Origin of the sequence: Streptomyces fuscigenes (assembly GCF_021556455.1) — a bacterium.
Taxonomy (GTDB): domain Bacteria; phylum Actinomycetota; class Actinomycetes; order Streptomycetales; family Streptomycetaceae; genus Streptomyces; species Streptomyces fuscigenes.
On sequence record NZ_JAKGCV010000009.1, the window covers coordinates 1 to 14403 of the forward strand.

The following is a 14403-nucleotide window of genomic DNA, read 5'->3' on the forward strand; positions in this document are numbered from 1 at the left end:
CGCGGGCGGACCGGGCGCCGGAGCCGCGGACGGCGGCCAGGGCGCCGGGGCGCTCGAAACAGCCGCAGCGGCTGGACGCGGTAGCGCAGGACCAGGGAGCGGTCCGGCCGGCGGCGTGGCCACTCGTCCCGGGGCGGGCGCGGGCGCCGGGACCGCGGACGCGGGCGACGAGGGCTACAGCAAGGACCTCAAGTCCCGCCACATCAACATGATCGCGATCGGCGGCGCCATCGGCACCGGCCTCTTCCTCGGAGCGGGCGGCCGACTGGTCTCGGCCGGACCCGCCCTGGCCCTCGCCTACGCGGTCTGCGGGCTCTTCGCGTTCTTCGTGGTGCGCGCGCTGGGCGAACTGGTGCTCCACCGGCCCTCCTCCGGCTCCTTCGTCTCGTACGCCCGTGAGTTCTTGGGCGAGAAGGGCGCCTACACGGCCGGCTGGATGTACTTCATGAACTGGTCGACCACCGGCATCGCCGACATCACGGCCGTCGCGCTGTACGTGCACTACTGGGGCATGTTCACGTCGGTGCCCCAGTGGCTGCTGGCGCTGTTCGCGCTGGCCGTGGTGCTGTCGATCAACCTCATCTCGGTGAAGATCTTCGGCGAGATGGAGTTCTGGTTCGCGATCATCAAGGTCTCGGCCCTGGTCGTGTTCCTGGCCATCGGCGTGTTCCTGCTGGTCACACAGCACCCCGTGGGCGGCAGGACGCCCGGCTTCGACATCATCACCAGCCACGGCGGCATCTTCCCGACGGGAGTGCTGCCGGTCGTGATCGTGCTCCAGGGCGTCGTCTTCGCCTACTCGGCCGTCGAACTCATCGGCGTCACGGCGGGCGAGACCGCCGAACCGCAGAAGATCGTGCCGCGTGCCGTGAACTCGATCATGTGGCGCGTCATGGTCTTCTACGTGGGTTCGGTCGTCCTCCTTGCCCTGCTCGTCCCGTACACCGGGTTCCATTCCGGGCAGAGCCCCTTCGTGACGGTGCTGTCGAAGATCGGCGTACCGGCCGCGGGCGGCGTGATGAACCTCGTCGTGCTGACCGCGGCCATGTCCAGCCTCAACTCGGGCCTCTACTCGACCGGGCGCATCCTGCGCTCGATGGCCATGGCGGGCTCGGCGCCGCGCTTCACCGGCCGGATGAACCGGCACCAGGTCCCCTACGGCGGGATCCTGCTGACCGCCTCCGTCTGCATCCTGGGCGTCGGCCTCAACTACGTGGTGCCCGGCGAGGCCTTCGAGATCGTCCTGAACATCGCGTCACTCGGCGTACTGACGGCGTGGGGCATGATCATGATCTGCCACCTGGTCTTCGTGAACCGGTCCAAGAAGGGGCTCGTCACACGTCCCTCGTACCGGCTGCCCGGATCCCCCTGGGTGGAGCTCCTGACCCTGGCGTTCCTCGCCGGAGTCCTGGTGCTGATGTGGTTCGACAAGCCCATCGGCCGCAACACGATCCTCATCGTCCCCATCGTCGCGGCCGCACTGGTGGCGGGCTGGTTCCGCGTACGCGGCCGGATCGCCGCACGCACCGACGGCGGACAGGACCGGGGCGCCGGCGGCCCGGGTGCCGGCGGCCCGGGTGCGGGCGGTCCGGGTGCGGGCGGTCCGGGTGCGGGCGCCGACGACCGCGGTGGCGCGGGAGCCCCGGCGGCCTGACAGAAGCGGAGCCGGGGGCGAGGTCCGTCAAGGGCACGGAGGGATCGGAATGGCGGATGCCCCTCCCCGCGGGGCGGCGAGGGGCGCCTAAGACGCCGTTTCTTATGGCTCGATCGCTCGTTGAGCTGTGCATGACGAATCTGGTTGAGCGGCTTGTGCCGGATGAGTTGTGGGTGCTGTTCCGGCGGGTGGTGCCGCCCACGGAAGTGAAGCGTCCGCAGGGCGGAGGCCGCCGTCGGGCTGGCGACCGTGAGGTTTTGGCCGCGGTCATCTTCGTGGCCACCTCGGGTTGCACTTGGAGGCAGCTCCCGCCAGTGTTCGGCCCAGCCTGGCAGACGGTCTACCGGCGGTTCGCCAAGTGGAGCGCGGATCGGGTCTGGGCCCGTCTCCACCGGGTAGTACTGGACGAACTCGGGGCGCGGGGCGAGCTGGACTGGTCGCGGTGCGCGATCGACTCCGTCAGCGTCCGGGCGGCAAAAGGGGGCTTCTGACGGGACCGAATCCGACCGACCGAGGCAAGTTGGGATCGAAAATCCATCTGGTCACCGACCGGAACGGCCTGCCGCTGTCACTCGGCGTCTCCGGTGCCAACATGCACGACAGCCAGGGACTGGAACCGCTCATCCGCGGAATCCCACCCACCCGTTCCCGTCGCGGCCCGCGCCGCAGGCGGCCGGCGAAGCTGCATGCGGACAAGGGCTACGACTACGACCACCTGCGACAATGGCTCCGTTCACGCGGCATACGCCACCGCATCGCCCGCAAGGGGGTCGAGTCCTCCACCCGGCTCGGCCGCCACCGCTGGGTCGTCGAACGAACCGTGTCCTGGCTGGCCGGCTGCCGACGCCTGCACCGCCGCTACGAACGCAAGCCCGAGCATTTTCTTGCCTTCGTTGGCATAGCGGCCCTGCGCATCTGCTTCCTTCGGCTGATGTGCTGAGCCGGGGAATTCGGGCAGGGTGGTGATCCTGAACCGTCAAAGCCCCGACGGGCTGCCGGAAAGCCAGTGGGCGTGCCTGTCACGGGTCCGATCCCGTTCCTCAGGCGTGGTGAGGAAGACGTCCGCGCCCCCGTCGTAGGGGTAGTGAATGCGCCGCATCTGAGTATCGGTGACGAAGACTCCCGCTACCTTGTCGTCGGCGATGTCACGGAGCAGCTCGTCGAGGCAGCCATGTCGCCAGGGTCGGCGGGCGGCAAAAAGATGGCAGTAGGTACGGAACTCCGGGTCAGGGTCGTCCTCCACCAGCAGGCTCTGCCAGTAGCCAGCGCCAGGCTGGAACGGTGGAACCTCGGCTTCGGTCGTCCAGACCGGCGTGATCACGTACACATCCCCACCGGCAAACAACTCATCGAGGATTGTGTTGTACCGCCCCAGGACGATGGCGTACTCGGTCTCGTTTTCTGCGTATCGCTTCGACTCCGGCAGGCTGTGGAAGCGCACCCAGACATCCCGGTACGGGCCGCGGAGCTTGTACCCAACCGGCGGGCAGTCGGGCCAACGCCGCTGCCACAGGTCCGTCAAGACCGTCCGTACGCCTCCAAACACCTGCCTCACTCGTCCTCTCGGGCATGAGCTCCTGTCGACGATCATGATGCCCGGCACCCACCCACCAAGAGAAACGGCGTCTAAGGCCCGCCCGGTCGGCTCCGGACAGTGCGCCGGGTTCTGCCGTGCCTCCTGCGGATCGCGTTGCCCCTCGGTCCGACCTTTCTCGGACTCCTCTCGGTCTCCTCTCGGACTCCTCTCGGACCTGAGCCAACGCTCGCCCGGCCCGCCCCGGGCCTGCCCGGTCCGCTCGGCACCACCCGGTCCGCTCCGTCCTGCCCGGACCGGACCGGTTGAACGCGAGCCGGGCCGGCTGAGCGCGATCCGGACTGGCTCACTCGTGCTCGGAAGGGCTGAGCGCGATCCGGACTGGCTCGGCCGTGTTCGGAAGGGCTGAGCGCTAGCCGGACCGGCTCGGCCCCGCGCAGTTCGGCTCAGCCCGCGGACCGGCTGAGCCCCGCCCGGTCCAGCTGAGCGCCATCCGGGCCGCATCAGCCCTGCCCCGTCTCGGCCCCGCCCGGATCGTCTCAGCCTCACCCTGCGGCGGCTGAGCGCCCCCGGGCCGGCTCGACTCCGGCCAGGTCGGCTCAGACGCTGCTCAGCCCAGCGTGGTGCATCTTCGCTACGTTCGTGCGCCATACGAGTTCGTCGTTGAATCCGCCCCCGAGATCCGGCAGTTCCGCGATGTCCTCGTCGGGCAGCACCGGCGGAACGCCGTGCGCGTTCGCACTGAGGGTGATCTTGGCCAGCGCGTCCAGATTCAACGCCCGTACCACCGCCTCCTGCACCGTCGCACCCGTGGCGACGATGCCATGCCCGCGCAGAATGCAGGCCGGCCGGTCGCCGAGCGCCTCGGCCAGCTCCTTCCCCAGGTCGGCCCGGGTGACAAGGACCCCGCGGGGGTAAACAGGTATGCCGCCCAGTGCCATCCGCATCGCGGGGATGTTGTACGCACCGACGATCGGCCGCAGTTCGAGGCCACCCAGGTCAGCCGCGACAACCGACGGGGGATGCACGTGCACCACCGCGCGCACGTCGAGGCGGGCCTTCAGCACCTCCTGATGGATCGGGAGTTCATTGGGCGCCTTCGTGCCCTCGGGCAGCCCCGACGGCGTGCCACCCAGCGGAACCCGGTGCACATCACTCCGCCCGGTGAACAACAGTCCCCGCTCGCCCGCTCCCCGGCACCGTACGTACAGCATGTCGGGATCTTCCGCGTCCCGCAGGCTGATGTGGCCGAGGATGTCCTCGGCCAGGCCCTGGAACGCGAGGATGCGACAGCCCAACGCGATCAGCTCCGCCGGATCCGTGGATCCCGCGCGATCCGCGACGGGATCGCGCACCGTGCTCGTCTCCGTGTGCGTGCCCGTGGGGACGACCGTAGCGCCCGTGGCGTCTGCAGGAAGGCTCATGACAGCAACTCTTCTGCTCTGAAGAAACTTCTTCTTTCGCTGTGCACGCTGCCACCACCCCTTTCACTGGTCAAGAACGCCGTCTCACGCCCGCATCAGGACGGCTGCCAACACGGGCACGGCCCGCGATGGCCGGGTGGGCATGGACTCGGCGGCCACGTAGAGTGCGGTCGGTATCTGGCGCCAGGCCTCTGTCGGCACCTCACCGGTGTCCGCCCCACCCCCGACCGATCCATGCCGATGCAGCCGCACGACACCCCACCGTTCCGGCACGCCTGGCGTGCCGACGCCCGCTCAGCCGCCGGTGGCCTTCTCGCGCACCACGTCGCCCGGCTCCTTGTCCTCCCGGAGCCCGAGGAAGCGCGGATGACGCAACATGCCGTCCCGGGTCCACTCCGTGAACCCGATCTGCGCCACCAGCTCCGGCCGTGCCCAGTGCGCGGTGTGCTCACGGACACGATCGGAGAACGGCACGCTGGGCGTGGCCAGTTCGTCCAGGCGCGCACGGATGTCCCGCAACGTGGCCCGGTCGTATCCCGTGCCGACCTTGCCCGCGTAGCGCAGTCGGGAGCCTTCGTAGTACCCGATCAGCAGCGCGCCGAAGCCCGTGCGCGAGCCCCCGGGCTCGGTGAAACCGCCCACGACGAACTCCTGCCCCCGGGCGCACTTCAACTTCAGCCAGTCGCCCGACCTGCGCGGCTGGTAGCCGCCGGCCGCCCGCTTCGCTATCAGGCCTTCCCAACCCTGTCGGCAGGCCCGCGCCAGCAACTCCTCGCCCCCCTCGTTGCGGTGCGGCGTGAACCGCAGCGGTGCGTGGTAACTGAGCGCCCGGCGCAGCAGCGACTTCCGCGAACGCAGGGGAAGGCGCGTCACATCGGAACCGTCCAGGCGCAGGATGTCGAAGACGTAGTACGTCACTGCCACGTGGCTGGCGCGCGCCTTGCGCTCGTCCGTGATCCCGAGCCGCTGCTGAAGGCGGGAGAAGTCCGTCCGGCCGTGGGAGAACGCCACCACCTCCCCGTCCAGGACGAAGTCCGCCGTGTCCTGGTCCGCCAGAGCGTCCACGATCTCCGGGTAGGTCGCGTTCTCTCGGAGGCCGTTGCGTGAGAGGAGCCTGGTGCCGCGCTCGTCACGTACGGCCAGCAGCCGGACGCCGTCCAGCTTGCGCTCGAATATCCATCCGCCGGCGTCGAAGTCGCGACGGTCGCTGAGCGTCGCCAGCATCGGCTGCGCTGCGAGTTCGGCGCCGGACGGCGCCTCGGACAGCAGCCGGCGTTCATCGGGGGAGAGGGAGGACAGGAGCTCGCTCATGTGCCACCGCCTCGTGCCGTTGCCGTGCCCGCCCGTGCGCGGCCGGTGGCCCTGGCCTTCGCACTGCTCTTCGTGGCCTCGCCCTTCCTGTCCTTCCCGCCGCCGTTGCGGGTGTTGATCATGTGGTGGGCGCTGTCCTGCTCACCGTCCTCTTGGGCGACCTGGTTCAGGGTCCGTCCGGACTGCGCCGACCTGGCTCGGCGGGGATCCGGCGTGTGGGTGCCGTGGCGATCGGCCTTCCTGTCGGCCCGCTTCACGAGGAGCCACGCTTCCTCGCCGTCGTCCTCGTGGCCCGTGCCTTCCCCGCCCCGGAAGCGGGTGAGTGTGTACCCACCCTGCAGCTTGGGTCCGTCGAGCCAGAAACTGGCGTGTCCCGCGGCGAGAGCCTTCGCGAAGGAGTCGGCATCAGTTGCCTCGCCGTTCTTTCCGAGCGGCTGGTACGTGCCGGTGTCCCACACGATCACGGTGCCCGCGCCGTACTGTCCGCCGCCGATGACGCCCTCGTATCCCCGGTACTCCATCGGATGGTCCTCGGTGGGTACCGCAAGCCTCTTGTCCCGGGGGTCCGTGGACGGCCCCTTCGGCACGGCCCAGGACTTCAGGACACCTCCCACCTCCAAACGGAAGTCGAAGTGCATCCTGCGGGCATCATGAATCTGCACGACGTAGGACAGAGACCCGGACGCGCCATCGGCCAGGTCAGGGCCCCTGCGCGACTCTGTTTCCCCTTCCCCTTCCGGCCTCCGTCCGCCGGTCGCGTCTCGGCCATGCGTCGCGCGCCGGCCCGCGGTCGTCTCAGCCCCGCGGCCCTTGCCCGAACGGCGTGGGCTGCCCCCGTCGTCCCCCTGCTCTCCTCCTGCTGTGCCGCCGCCGCGTGGCTCTCCTGTGGCGGTGAAATCGCGCTTCTCCCGATACCGCCCCAATGAGTCGTCCCCAGCCACAGATCCCTCCTTCGACGCAGGTCAAACCCCGAGTACCCCGTGAACGTCTTCCTTCTCACCCCGTGCGTGCCGGACGCTAGCGCGCCCCCCGCCGGCCTCACGATGCCGCCGCCCACAGTCCCGCCGCCGGCCCCGCGATGATCACGCCCACGGTCCGCCGCCGGCCCCGCGAGGCCGCCGCCTACCGCGCGCCACTCCGCAGCCCGCCGACCCGCCACCGGGGCGACGCAGCGGTGAAGGCACGGGACCCTGCGCCGCCACGCCGGGGGCCCGGCCCGGCAGCAGCACCCTCTCCTGAGCCGAGTCGAGCCGCCTCGACCCCGGGGCCGGTGGGGTGCCACGCTCCGTAGTGGCGACGTCTTACACCACTCCCGTCACGGTCACCGTGACCGAGAGGGACCGGCCCGCGTCGGACTGCTGCTCTCCTGTCGCCGTCGGTGGATGCTCGAGCTGCGAGGACAGCACCTTGGTGGCGGCGGATGTGGCGGCGGCCCGTACCGCCCGCGTCACGTCCAGAGCGCGGTGCCCCTGCCCGGTCACCAGTTGAACCGTTATCCGCCATTGCTCCGACTCGGCCTCATAGGCGACTCGCACACCGGAGACCGGGTGAGTCGAGCGGCGCCCCACACCGCGAACCACATCGGCGAAGCCGGGCCGAAGAAAAGCGACGCCGTCGATGGCGACAACGGCATCCGCGATCGCCCTGGTCAGATTCCCCGCCAACTCGCGCCTGCCCGCAGCGTTCACCATCGATGACTCCGTTCTCCTGCCGGGCCGACCCCTCCCAATGGGTCGGCGAACTCGTCGTCCAGGACATCCACGACTGAGACATCTATGGCCCGGACACGGATACCGACTGTCTCGTCCGCAGCCGTCGTCACCCGCTCGCGCACGCTTCTTGCCAATTCGGGCACGGTCCACGAGAGCGTCGCGGCCACCTCAAGGTAGACGTCGACGGGCCCGCGATCGGGTGTGATGACCATCGGAGCCTGGAAGAACGGGGCCCCGCCCACCGCCCGCGTCGGAACAGTGTCCAGAGCGCCGCTCTCATCTGCGCTGCCGTTCGGGGTCTCGCTGCTGTGGGTGGCGTCCCGATGCCAGGACGGAGGCGAGTCCGAGTCGTCGAATGCCGCGTCCTGCCTCGCGGCCGGCCGGATACGGCAACTGCCTGCCCGCACCCCGGGCAGGGCGTCCGCCGCTTTCCGCAGCAGCTTCGCCAGTGCTGCCTCGACGATCCACGCGTCCTCCTCCGGCTCTCCGAGAGGGAGCGTCCGTCCCGGCCTCAACTCCAACCTCACCACGTCCATCACGCGGGCCGTGACCGACTCGACGCGGCTGCCGAACGCCTCGTTGTCGCTCCGGCCGGCTGCGGCTTCGAAGTCGCGGTCTGCTGTCTCATCGGCGGCGACGAGATCCTGCAGGGCCTGGAGGCGGTCGAGTGCGGCCGCGCAGTGCGGGCATCCGGCCACATGGAGGTCGGAGTCCGCCTGCTCCGCATCCCATGCCTGCCACAGCAACGCCAGTGAACGGCCGCAGGGCAGCAGCTCGTCCCCGTTCACGTCTCCGTCCATGAAGCGATCACCCTCCCGGATCGGGCTTTCAGCGGCACCTTGGCCACCTTCGTGGACCGGGCCCCCGTCCCACGACGGCCGGTTCCTCTTCATCGCCATGCGACCATCGCCTCCGTCAGAGCGCGGCGTGCCCGATAGATCTTTCCGCGAACAGCCTCCGAGTTGATACCGACGGCCGCTGCGATGTCGTCATATGACAATCCGTACACCGTGCGCAGAACCCAACAGGCGTGCTGTTCAGGCGGCAGACGACGCAGCGCGCCACCGAGATCCGACACCGCGGCGGCATTTTCGGCGGCGCGGGCCGGGGAGACCGCGTGGTCCGGCGCGGTGGGCTCAGGAACAGCGTCGAGCGGTGTCGTCGGGTGCCGGGCGCGGAGCTGGTTGAGGCACTTGTTCGTCACGATGCGGAACATCCACGTGCGGAACTGTGATTCATTGCGGAATTGGGGCAATCGCCGCCAGGCACTCACGAACGCGTCCTGCACGGCGTCCTCCGCGTCGCCACGGTCCGCCAGCAGACGGGTGGCCAGCCTCAACAGACCTGGCGTATACCTGCGGACCAGCGTCTCGAAGGCGTCCGTATCCCCTTCACTGGCACGCACGACCAACAGAGCTTCGTCCGGCCAGGACCGGCCTTCGGCTGCTCCGGCGCGTCTGCCCTGCCTCTCCCTTACAGGCACGAACGGCCTCCTCTCCCCGTGCTTGCTTCGAATCGTTGGACACGGGAGCAGCCGTGATCCTCACGCTCGGCAGCCCAGGAAAAAAATTTCGATCAATTCGCCGCAGGAGCGTGAGGATCGCGCCGCGAAGGTGTCGAACGGTTATCGGCACGCTGCTCCGCTGCCCCACGGGGCAGAGGACATACGCGCGCACGGGCCCGCACATATGCGCACCCGCCCGAGCGCGCATATGAGTAAGACAAGCGGCGAGCGTGCGCAGATCGACACGAGCTCGACTCAACACGGTTCGAGGAGGACCCCCATGACGACATCCGCAGTGACTTCGGGAGCGAAGACCGTCCCGCCGGCTCCCAGCGGGCCGCCCCCGCACGTTCCCACCAGGACCGGCGGCCAGGACACGACGACCGTCGACGCCGGACGCCGAGGGGTGGACGCACCGGCGGGGACACGTGGCAAAACCATCATCGCGACCGGTGTGGTGGAAAAGATCGCCGGCATGGCGGCTCGGGAGGTTCCCGGCGTGTACGCGCTCGGTGGCGGTGGCCTCAGCCGCACGTTGGGCGCGGTGCGGGACCGGGTTCCGGGCGGTGGAGGGCGAGCCGGCCTGGGCCGCGGAGTGAAGGTGGAGGTGGGCGAACGACAGACCGCGATCGACCTGGACGTGATCGTGGAGTACGGCGTCTCCATCCAGGACTGCGCCACGGACATCCGGGAGAACGTGATCTCGGCGCTGGAACGGATCACGGGACTGGAGGTTGTCGAGGTCAACATCTCGATCGGAGATGTCCATCTCCCGGACGACGACACGGCTCAGGACAGTGATCTGCGGCTGCAGTAGGGGCACCGTTGAGGCCGGGAAGGGTCGTGCCGCGCTCGGGGACGACGCCAGGACGGGGTGGCCGGCGTCGGCCTCCGCAGTCGATCCCGCAGGTGCGGGCGCCGGTTTCCAGGGAGCGTCACATCTGTCCAGGTGATCGGTCCAACGGCTGTTTCAGCAGGTCGGGCTCGGCAAAGGAGAAGAGATGAAAGGGTGGTCCGCGCTCGGCATCGTGGCGGGCATGGCATTGGGGTTCGCCGGCTATTTCGGCGGGTTCGGAGCCTTCCTCCTGGTGGCGGCGTTGGGGGCGGTCGGTTTCGGTGTCGGCCGGATAGCTGACGGCGACCTGGATGTGCACGATCTGCTGCACCCGGACCGGCGCGGGAGGCCCTGATGCCGTCGGCGACCACCGAGATCGGCGGTGCCGGAAAAGCCGGCCCCGCCAGCTCCGTCAGCGCGGCGCAGGTGTCGGCGCAGCGAGGCACGACAGTGCTGAGCGACCGCGCGGTGGGCCGAGTAGCCGCACAGGCCGCCCAAGAGGCACTGTCGCCGTACGCGCACACGGCGGCCAGGGCCACCGCTGACGTGCGTCGCGGCGCCGCACGGGTAGCCGTGGAGATCGACCTGCCATATCCCGTGGACTTGGACGCTGTGTGCAGGCAGGTGCGGCAGCACGTCACGGAAAGAGCCGGCGCGCTGACAGGGCTGCGAGTGGTTGTCGTCGATGTTCTGGTGGGTCGTCTGACGCCCGTGCGGGCGCACAGCAGCGAGAGGGTGGAATGACCATGGCGCGGATGTCCGGCCCGACGTCAAAGGTGCCGAGGGTGCGGCGGCCCTGGTCGCCGAGGCGCGGTCCCGCCACGCTGTGCGCGCTGTTGGGAATGGCCTCTGGCGGGGCCGTTCTCTACGACGTGGTGATGGTGAGGCTCGGCGGGACGCCCGCGCCGTGGCGCCATGCCCTGCTCGAACGCACCTACGGGGTGAGCCCGACGACCGCGCTGGTCGGCGTGGTTGCGGCCGTCCTGCTGGTGGCGGGTCTGTGGCTCATCTGGCTCGCGCTGACACCCGGTGCGCGCAAGTTCGCGCCCATGGTCCCTCCCGAGACCGGGGTGCGCGCTTTTTTGGACAGGTCGGCCGTGACCTTGTTGCTGCGCGATGCGGCGCTGGAGGTTCCGGGTACGGGATCCGTGCGGATCGGTGTACGGCGGCGCAAGGTGCTCGTACGGGCGACGGTTCGCTACGGAGCGATGGACGAAGTCCAGGACGCGGTGACCCGGACCCTTTCCGAGAAGCGGGACGGCCTGGGACTCGCATCCGAACCCCGGCTGGTGGTTCGGGTGCGGCCCGACGAGACCTGGGCGGCGCCCAGGGACGCAGTGCCGGAAAGGGGCGCTGCCGCCGGCATCCCAGCGCAGGAACAGCAGGTTCGAGGGGACAGCGCCGCGTCGAGGATGCGTGTCGGCGACGACACGTGACTGGACCGCCTGAGAAGCGAAGGCGTGCAGGGAGCGAAATGTCCGAAGAGAGGCGGGAAGCGGCGTGCGGGGAACGGCGAACAGGGGCCTGATCGCGCTGATCGGACTCGCGGCTGTAGGGCTCGGCAGTTGGTTGGGGGCAACCTGGCTGATGAGCCGGGCACATGCCGGAACGGTGCCGGCCTGGTGGCCGGCACATGGCGTGGGCCGGCATCTGGTGGATCGTACGGCCGTCGACCGGCTCAGGCGTGAGGACTGGTGGACACCCGTCGTGATCAGCGGATTGGCTGTCGGGCTACTGCTGTGCGCAGGCTGGTTGCTGACACAGGGCGGCCGGCGACGACCCAACGCGCTGTCCCTGGAGCAGTCAGGAGGGCGACTGCGCAGGGCGACACTTGAAGGCGCGATAGCGGCAGAAGCAGAAGCGCTCTCCGGCGTGAAGGGGGCTCGCGTCCGGCTCACCATGAAACGCAGGCGGAGGGACAGGGCGCCCGGTCGTCCCTCGGGTTTCCGTTCCCGGGTGACGCTCGTGCTGGAGCCGTACGCGGATCCTGCGCCCGTGCTCACGGAGCTGGTGGAGGGCCCCTTGGCCCACGCGGGCACCTCCACGGGGCTGGGGCGGCCGAGCACGACCGTGCGGATGCGTACCGCATCGCACAGGGGTCGCAGGGTCCGCTGAACGGACAGGTGCGAAGGTGCCGACCGGGCCGCCGTGCAGGACCAGGACTAGACGGTGCAACGGGGCTCGGGCCGGTTCCCACATCGGCCCGCGTCCCGGTGCGGACAGCGGCGTGCGACGCGGAAGCAGGGACCTCACACTCCTTGGGACGGCTGCCCCTTCGGCGGCCGGGGAAAGAAGCCGCTCGTGCGGGCGGTGTAGTCGGCGAAACCCGGTCGGTCGGCCATGTGCCGCTCCAGCAGGCGCTTGCCACTTCCCATGGTGAGCAGCAGCGACATGACCACCGGGCTCACCACCGTCGCAGCGGCCGTCTGCCAGCTGCCGCACGCGAAGAGGAACAGTCCCCACCACACACAGAAGTCGCCGAAGTAGTTGGGGTGGCGCGTCCAGCTCCACAGACCGCGGTCCATGATGTGGCCCCTGTTGGCGGGGTCCGCTGTGAACGAGGCCAGTTGGTGGTCGCCCACGGCCTCGAAGAACAGTCCCACCAACCACACGGCGCAGCCCGCGTACGCGAGCGGACCCAGTGCGACCGGCAGGTACTGCGCGGCCTGGACCGGTAGCGACACCAGGACGACGAGCAGCGCCTGCAGCAGGTACACCTTCCGCAACGCCCGCAGCCGCGGGTTGCCTGATCCCCGGGCCAGCATCTTCTCGTAGCGGGGATCCTCGCCCTTGCCGCGTCCTCGCCGGGCGATGTGCGCGGCAAGCCGCAGGCCCCAGACCACGGTGAGCGCCGTGACCAGCCACTGGCGTCCCCCGTCCCCGTGGCCCCCGCCGGCCGCCGATCCGAGCGAGACGACGGCCGAGACCGCGAAAGCAGTTCCCCACGCCACGTCCACGTACCGGTGCCTGCCCCGTGCGACCGCGATCGCGAAAGTCACCAGCATGACGGCAAACACGCCAACCGCCGAGAACCCGACACCGGCTCCGAAGGCCCCCCAGGGATAGTCGCTCACGAGCCACCGTCCGACCCGGTCGCACCGGCGACGGCGTCGGCGGCCGCACCGCTCGCGCGGGCGCCCCTGCCCGTGCGGGAGAGCACGATCTGCCGTACGTCCAGATAGCCGGAGCGGAACCCCGCTTCCGAATAGGCGAGATAGAAGGTCCACATGCGTCGGAAAGTCTCATCGAAACCCAAAGCATCCACCTCCCGGGCGTGCTCCGCGAAGGCCTCACGCCACAGCCGCAAGGTCTCGGCGTAGTGAGGGCCGTAGGCATCGGCCCGAACCGGCCTGAGGTCGGTCATGCGCGAGCAGATCGACTCGACGGCCTCCAAGGACGGGATCACCCCGCCCGGAAAGATGTATTTGTGGATCCAGGTGTGAGTGTCCTTGGTGGCGAGCAGACGGTCGTGCGCCATGGTGATCGCCTGGAGAGCGACACGTCCGCCGGGAACCAGCAGCCGATCCAACGTTCTGAAGTAGTCCGGCCAGAACTCCACGCCCACGGCCTCGATCATCTCGACGCTGACCACGGCGTCGTAGGTGCCCTGGACGTGCCGGTAGTCGCACAACTCGACCGTCACCGCGTCCGCGTGGCCTGCGGCATCGACCTTGCTGCGCGCAAGCTCCTGCTGCTCCTCGGAAAGGGTGACGCTGTGTACGTGTGCGCCTCGCTCGGCGGCCCGCACGGCGAGTTCTCCCCAGCCCGTGCCGATCTCGAGCAGCCGGGTGCCGGGACCGACCTCAGCCGCGTCGAGCAGCAGGTCGATCTTGTGCCTCTGGGCCGCGGGCAGCGCCGCCCGGTCGGCGGGAAGCGCCCGGAACACGGCGGAGGAGTAGGTCATCGTGTCGTCGAGGAACAACGCGAAGAGGTCGTTGGAGAGGTCGTAGTGGCGGCGGATGTTGTCCCGGGACCCCTCAGGCGTATTGCGCTGGGCCGAGGGATGGCGCGAGACGAACGCCCTGCGCAGGCGCTGCAGCGACTCCGGGAGGAGGCGGTGCGCGTGGCCGGCGAGGACGGTCAGCACGGCGACGAGGTCGGGCGCGTCCCACTCGCCGGCCATGTACGACTCGCCGAATCCGATCAGGCCGCCGGCGCCGATCCTGTGGTAGAAGGCCGCCGGGTCACGGATGTCCATACGAGGGCCGCCGATGCCTATGGTGGCCGCTTCGGCACCGTGCAGGTGCACGGCCAGCGGGAGGCCGGCCAGTGCGTGGTGGACGATGCGGCGCGCGATCGCGGTGCGCATCCGCGACGCGCGGGGCAGCCGTGCGACGTCCGGCCAGCGGGCGGGGTCGGCAGGGGTGTGAAGTGCCGCAGGGGAGGACGGCTCGGCCGGGTGGTCCGGACGCTGGTACGAAAGGGTCAC

The 14403-nt window shown here is 69.7% G+C and carries 15 protein-coding genes; 6 read left to right on the top strand and 9 right to left on the bottom strand.

Annotated elements, in window-relative coordinates:
- The first annotated feature begins 208 nt into the window (after positions 1 to 208).
- Both L1885_RS02410 and L1885_RS02415 read left to right on the top strand, forming a co-directional pair.
- On the top strand, positions 209 to 1654 hold the full coding sequence (locus tag L1885_RS02410; RefSeq protein ID WP_235795293.1) for an amino acid permease: 1446 nt from the start codon (positions 209 to 211) through the stop codon (positions 1652 to 1654).
- A gap of 131 nt (positions 1655 to 1785) precedes the next feature.
- Positions 1786 to 2594 (top strand): IS5 family transposase gene (locus tag L1885_RS02415; RefSeq protein ID WP_372481842.1). Its coding sequence is split into 2 segments (ribosomal slippage): positions 1786 to 2133 and positions 2136 to 2594, totalling 807 coding nucleotides; the frame shifts between segments, so codons are not numbered across the junction.
- A 36-nt stretch (positions 2595 to 2630) separates the two neighbouring features.
- On the opposite strand, the gene L1885_RS02420 is transcribed toward L1885_RS02415, so the two are convergent.
- The 7 genes from L1885_RS02420 to L1885_RS02450 all read right to left on the bottom strand — a co-directional run bounded on the left by L1885_RS02420 (position 2631) and on the right by L1885_RS02450 (position 9118).
- Positions 2631 to 3095 carry a DUF3885 domain-containing protein gene (locus L1885_RS02420; protein WP_235795260.1) on the bottom strand — a complete coding sequence of 155 codons (465 nt, stop codon included), beginning with the start codon at positions 3093 to 3095 and terminating at the stop codon, positions 2631 to 2633.
- A gap of 692 nt (positions 3096 to 3787) precedes the next feature.
- On the bottom strand, positions 3788 to 4612 hold the full coding sequence (gene phtC, locus L1885_RS02425) for a 3,4-dihydroxyphthalate decarboxylase (RefSeq protein WP_235795261.1): 825 nt from the start codon (positions 4610 to 4612) through the stop codon (positions 3788 to 3790).
- A gap of 294 nt (positions 4613 to 4906) precedes the next feature.
- A complete protein-coding gene (gene ligD / locus L1885_RS02430; protein ID WP_235795262.1) occupies positions 4907 to 5923 on the bottom strand; it encodes a non-homologous end-joining DNA ligase in 1017 nt (338 codons plus the stop codon).
- A complete protein-coding gene (locus L1885_RS29345; protein ID WP_372481843.1) occupies positions 5920 to 6864 on the bottom strand; it encodes a DNA polymerase ligase N-terminal domain-containing protein in 945 nt (314 codons plus the stop codon). The genes ligD and L1885_RS29345 overlap by 4 nt, the downstream gene beginning before the upstream one ends.
- 360 nt (positions 6865 to 7224) lie before the next feature.
- The gene (locus tag L1885_RS02440; protein ID WP_235795263.1) at positions 7225 to 7614 is read right to left on the bottom strand and encodes an Asp23/Gls24 family envelope stress response protein; all 390 of its coding nucleotides are present in this window, start codon (positions 7612 to 7614) and stop codon (positions 7225 to 7227) included.
- Positions 7608 to 8534, bottom strand: coding sequence for a hypothetical protein (locus tag L1885_RS02445; RefSeq protein WP_235795264.1), 927 nt, complete (start codon positions 8532 to 8534; stop codon positions 7608 to 7610). Before L1885_RS02445 ends, L1885_RS02440 begins: the two co-directional genes overlap by 7 nt.
- Positions 8525 to 9118: an RNA polymerase sigma factor gene (locus L1885_RS02450; RefSeq protein WP_235795265.1), complete on the bottom strand. Its 594-nt coding sequence runs from the start codon at positions 9116 to 9118 to the stop codon at positions 8525 to 8527. The genes L1885_RS02445 and L1885_RS02450 overlap by 10 nt, the downstream gene beginning before the upstream one ends.
- A gap of 301 nt (positions 9119 to 9419) precedes the next feature.
- On the opposite strand from L1885_RS02450, the gene L1885_RS02455 reads away from it, so the two are divergent.
- The 4 genes from L1885_RS02455 to L1885_RS02470 all read left to right on the top strand — a co-directional run bounded on the left by L1885_RS02455 (position 9420) and on the right by L1885_RS02470 (position 11410).
- Positions 9420 to 9956 (top strand): Asp23/Gls24 family envelope stress response protein, encoded by a 537-nt coding sequence (locus L1885_RS02455; RefSeq protein ID WP_235795266.1) that lies wholly within the window; start codon positions 9420 to 9422, stop codon positions 9954 to 9956.
- Positions 9957 to 10140: 184 nt separating this feature from the next.
- Complete coding sequence (locus L1885_RS02460; protein ID WP_235795267.1) at positions 10141 to 10329, top strand: hypothetical protein; 189 nt, start codon at positions 10141 to 10143, stop codon at positions 10327 to 10329.
- Positions 10329 to 10718, top strand: a complete 390-nt coding sequence (locus L1885_RS02465; protein ID WP_235795268.1) for a hypothetical protein — start codon at positions 10329 to 10331, stop codon at positions 10716 to 10718. The genes L1885_RS02460 and L1885_RS02465 overlap by 1 nt, the downstream gene beginning before the upstream one ends.
- Before the next feature lie 2 nt (positions 10719 to 10720).
- A complete protein-coding gene (locus L1885_RS02470) occupies positions 10721 to 11410 on the top strand; it encodes a DUF6286 domain-containing protein (RefSeq protein WP_235795269.1) in 690 nt (229 codons plus the stop codon).
- An 813-nt stretch (positions 11411 to 12223) separates the two neighbouring features.
- Here L1885_RS02470 and L1885_RS02475 read toward each other — a convergent pair.
- Together L1885_RS02475 and L1885_RS02480 are read right to left on the bottom strand one after the other, a co-directional pair.
- Positions 12224 to 13048 carry a DUF1295 domain-containing protein gene (locus L1885_RS02475; protein WP_235795270.1) on the bottom strand — a complete coding sequence of 275 codons (825 nt, stop codon included), beginning with the start codon at positions 13046 to 13048 and terminating at the stop codon, positions 12224 to 12226.
- On the bottom strand, positions 13045 to 14403 hold the full coding sequence (locus L1885_RS02480; RefSeq protein ID WP_235795271.1) for an SAM-dependent methyltransferase: 1359 nt from the start codon (positions 14401 to 14403) through the stop codon (positions 13045 to 13047). The genes L1885_RS02475 and L1885_RS02480 overlap by 4 nt, the downstream gene beginning before the upstream one ends.

What these genes read in the sequence shown, in the direction of transcription:
- L1885_RS02410 (WP_235795293.1), top strand. Translation starts at nt 209, where the DNA reads ATGATCGCGATCGGCGGCGCCATCGGCACCGGCCTCTTCCTCGGAGCG.
- phtC (WP_235795261.1), bottom strand. Translation starts at nt 4,612, where the DNA reads ATGAGCCTTCCTGCAGACGCCACGGGCGCTACGGTCGTCCCCACGGGC.
- ligD (WP_235795262.1), bottom strand. Translation starts at nt 5,923, where the DNA reads ATGAGCGAGCTCCTGTCCTCCCTCTCCCCCGATGAACGCCGGCTGCTG.
- L1885_RS02440 (WP_235795263.1), bottom strand. Translation starts at nt 7,614, where the DNA reads ATGGTGAACGCTGCGGGCAGGCGCGAGTTGGCGGGGAATCTGACCAGG.
- L1885_RS02445 (WP_235795264.1), bottom strand. Translation starts at nt 8,534, where the DNA reads ATGGCGATGAAGAGGAACCGGCCGTCGTGGGACGGGGGCCCGGTCCAC.
- L1885_RS02455 (WP_235795266.1), top strand. Translation starts at nt 9,420, where the DNA reads ATGACGACATCCGCAGTGACTTCGGGAGCGAAGACCGTCCCGCCGGCT.
- L1885_RS02460 (WP_235795267.1), top strand. Translation starts at nt 10,141, where the DNA reads ATGAAAGGGTGGTCCGCGCTCGGCATCGTGGCGGGCATGGCATTGGGG.
- L1885_RS02465 (WP_235795268.1), top strand. Translation starts at nt 10,329, where the DNA reads ATGCCGTCGGCGACCACCGAGATCGGCGGTGCCGGAAAAGCCGGCCCC.
- L1885_RS02470 (WP_235795269.1), top strand. Translation starts at nt 10,721, where the DNA reads ATGGCGCGGATGTCCGGCCCGACGTCAAAGGTGCCGAGGGTGCGGCGG.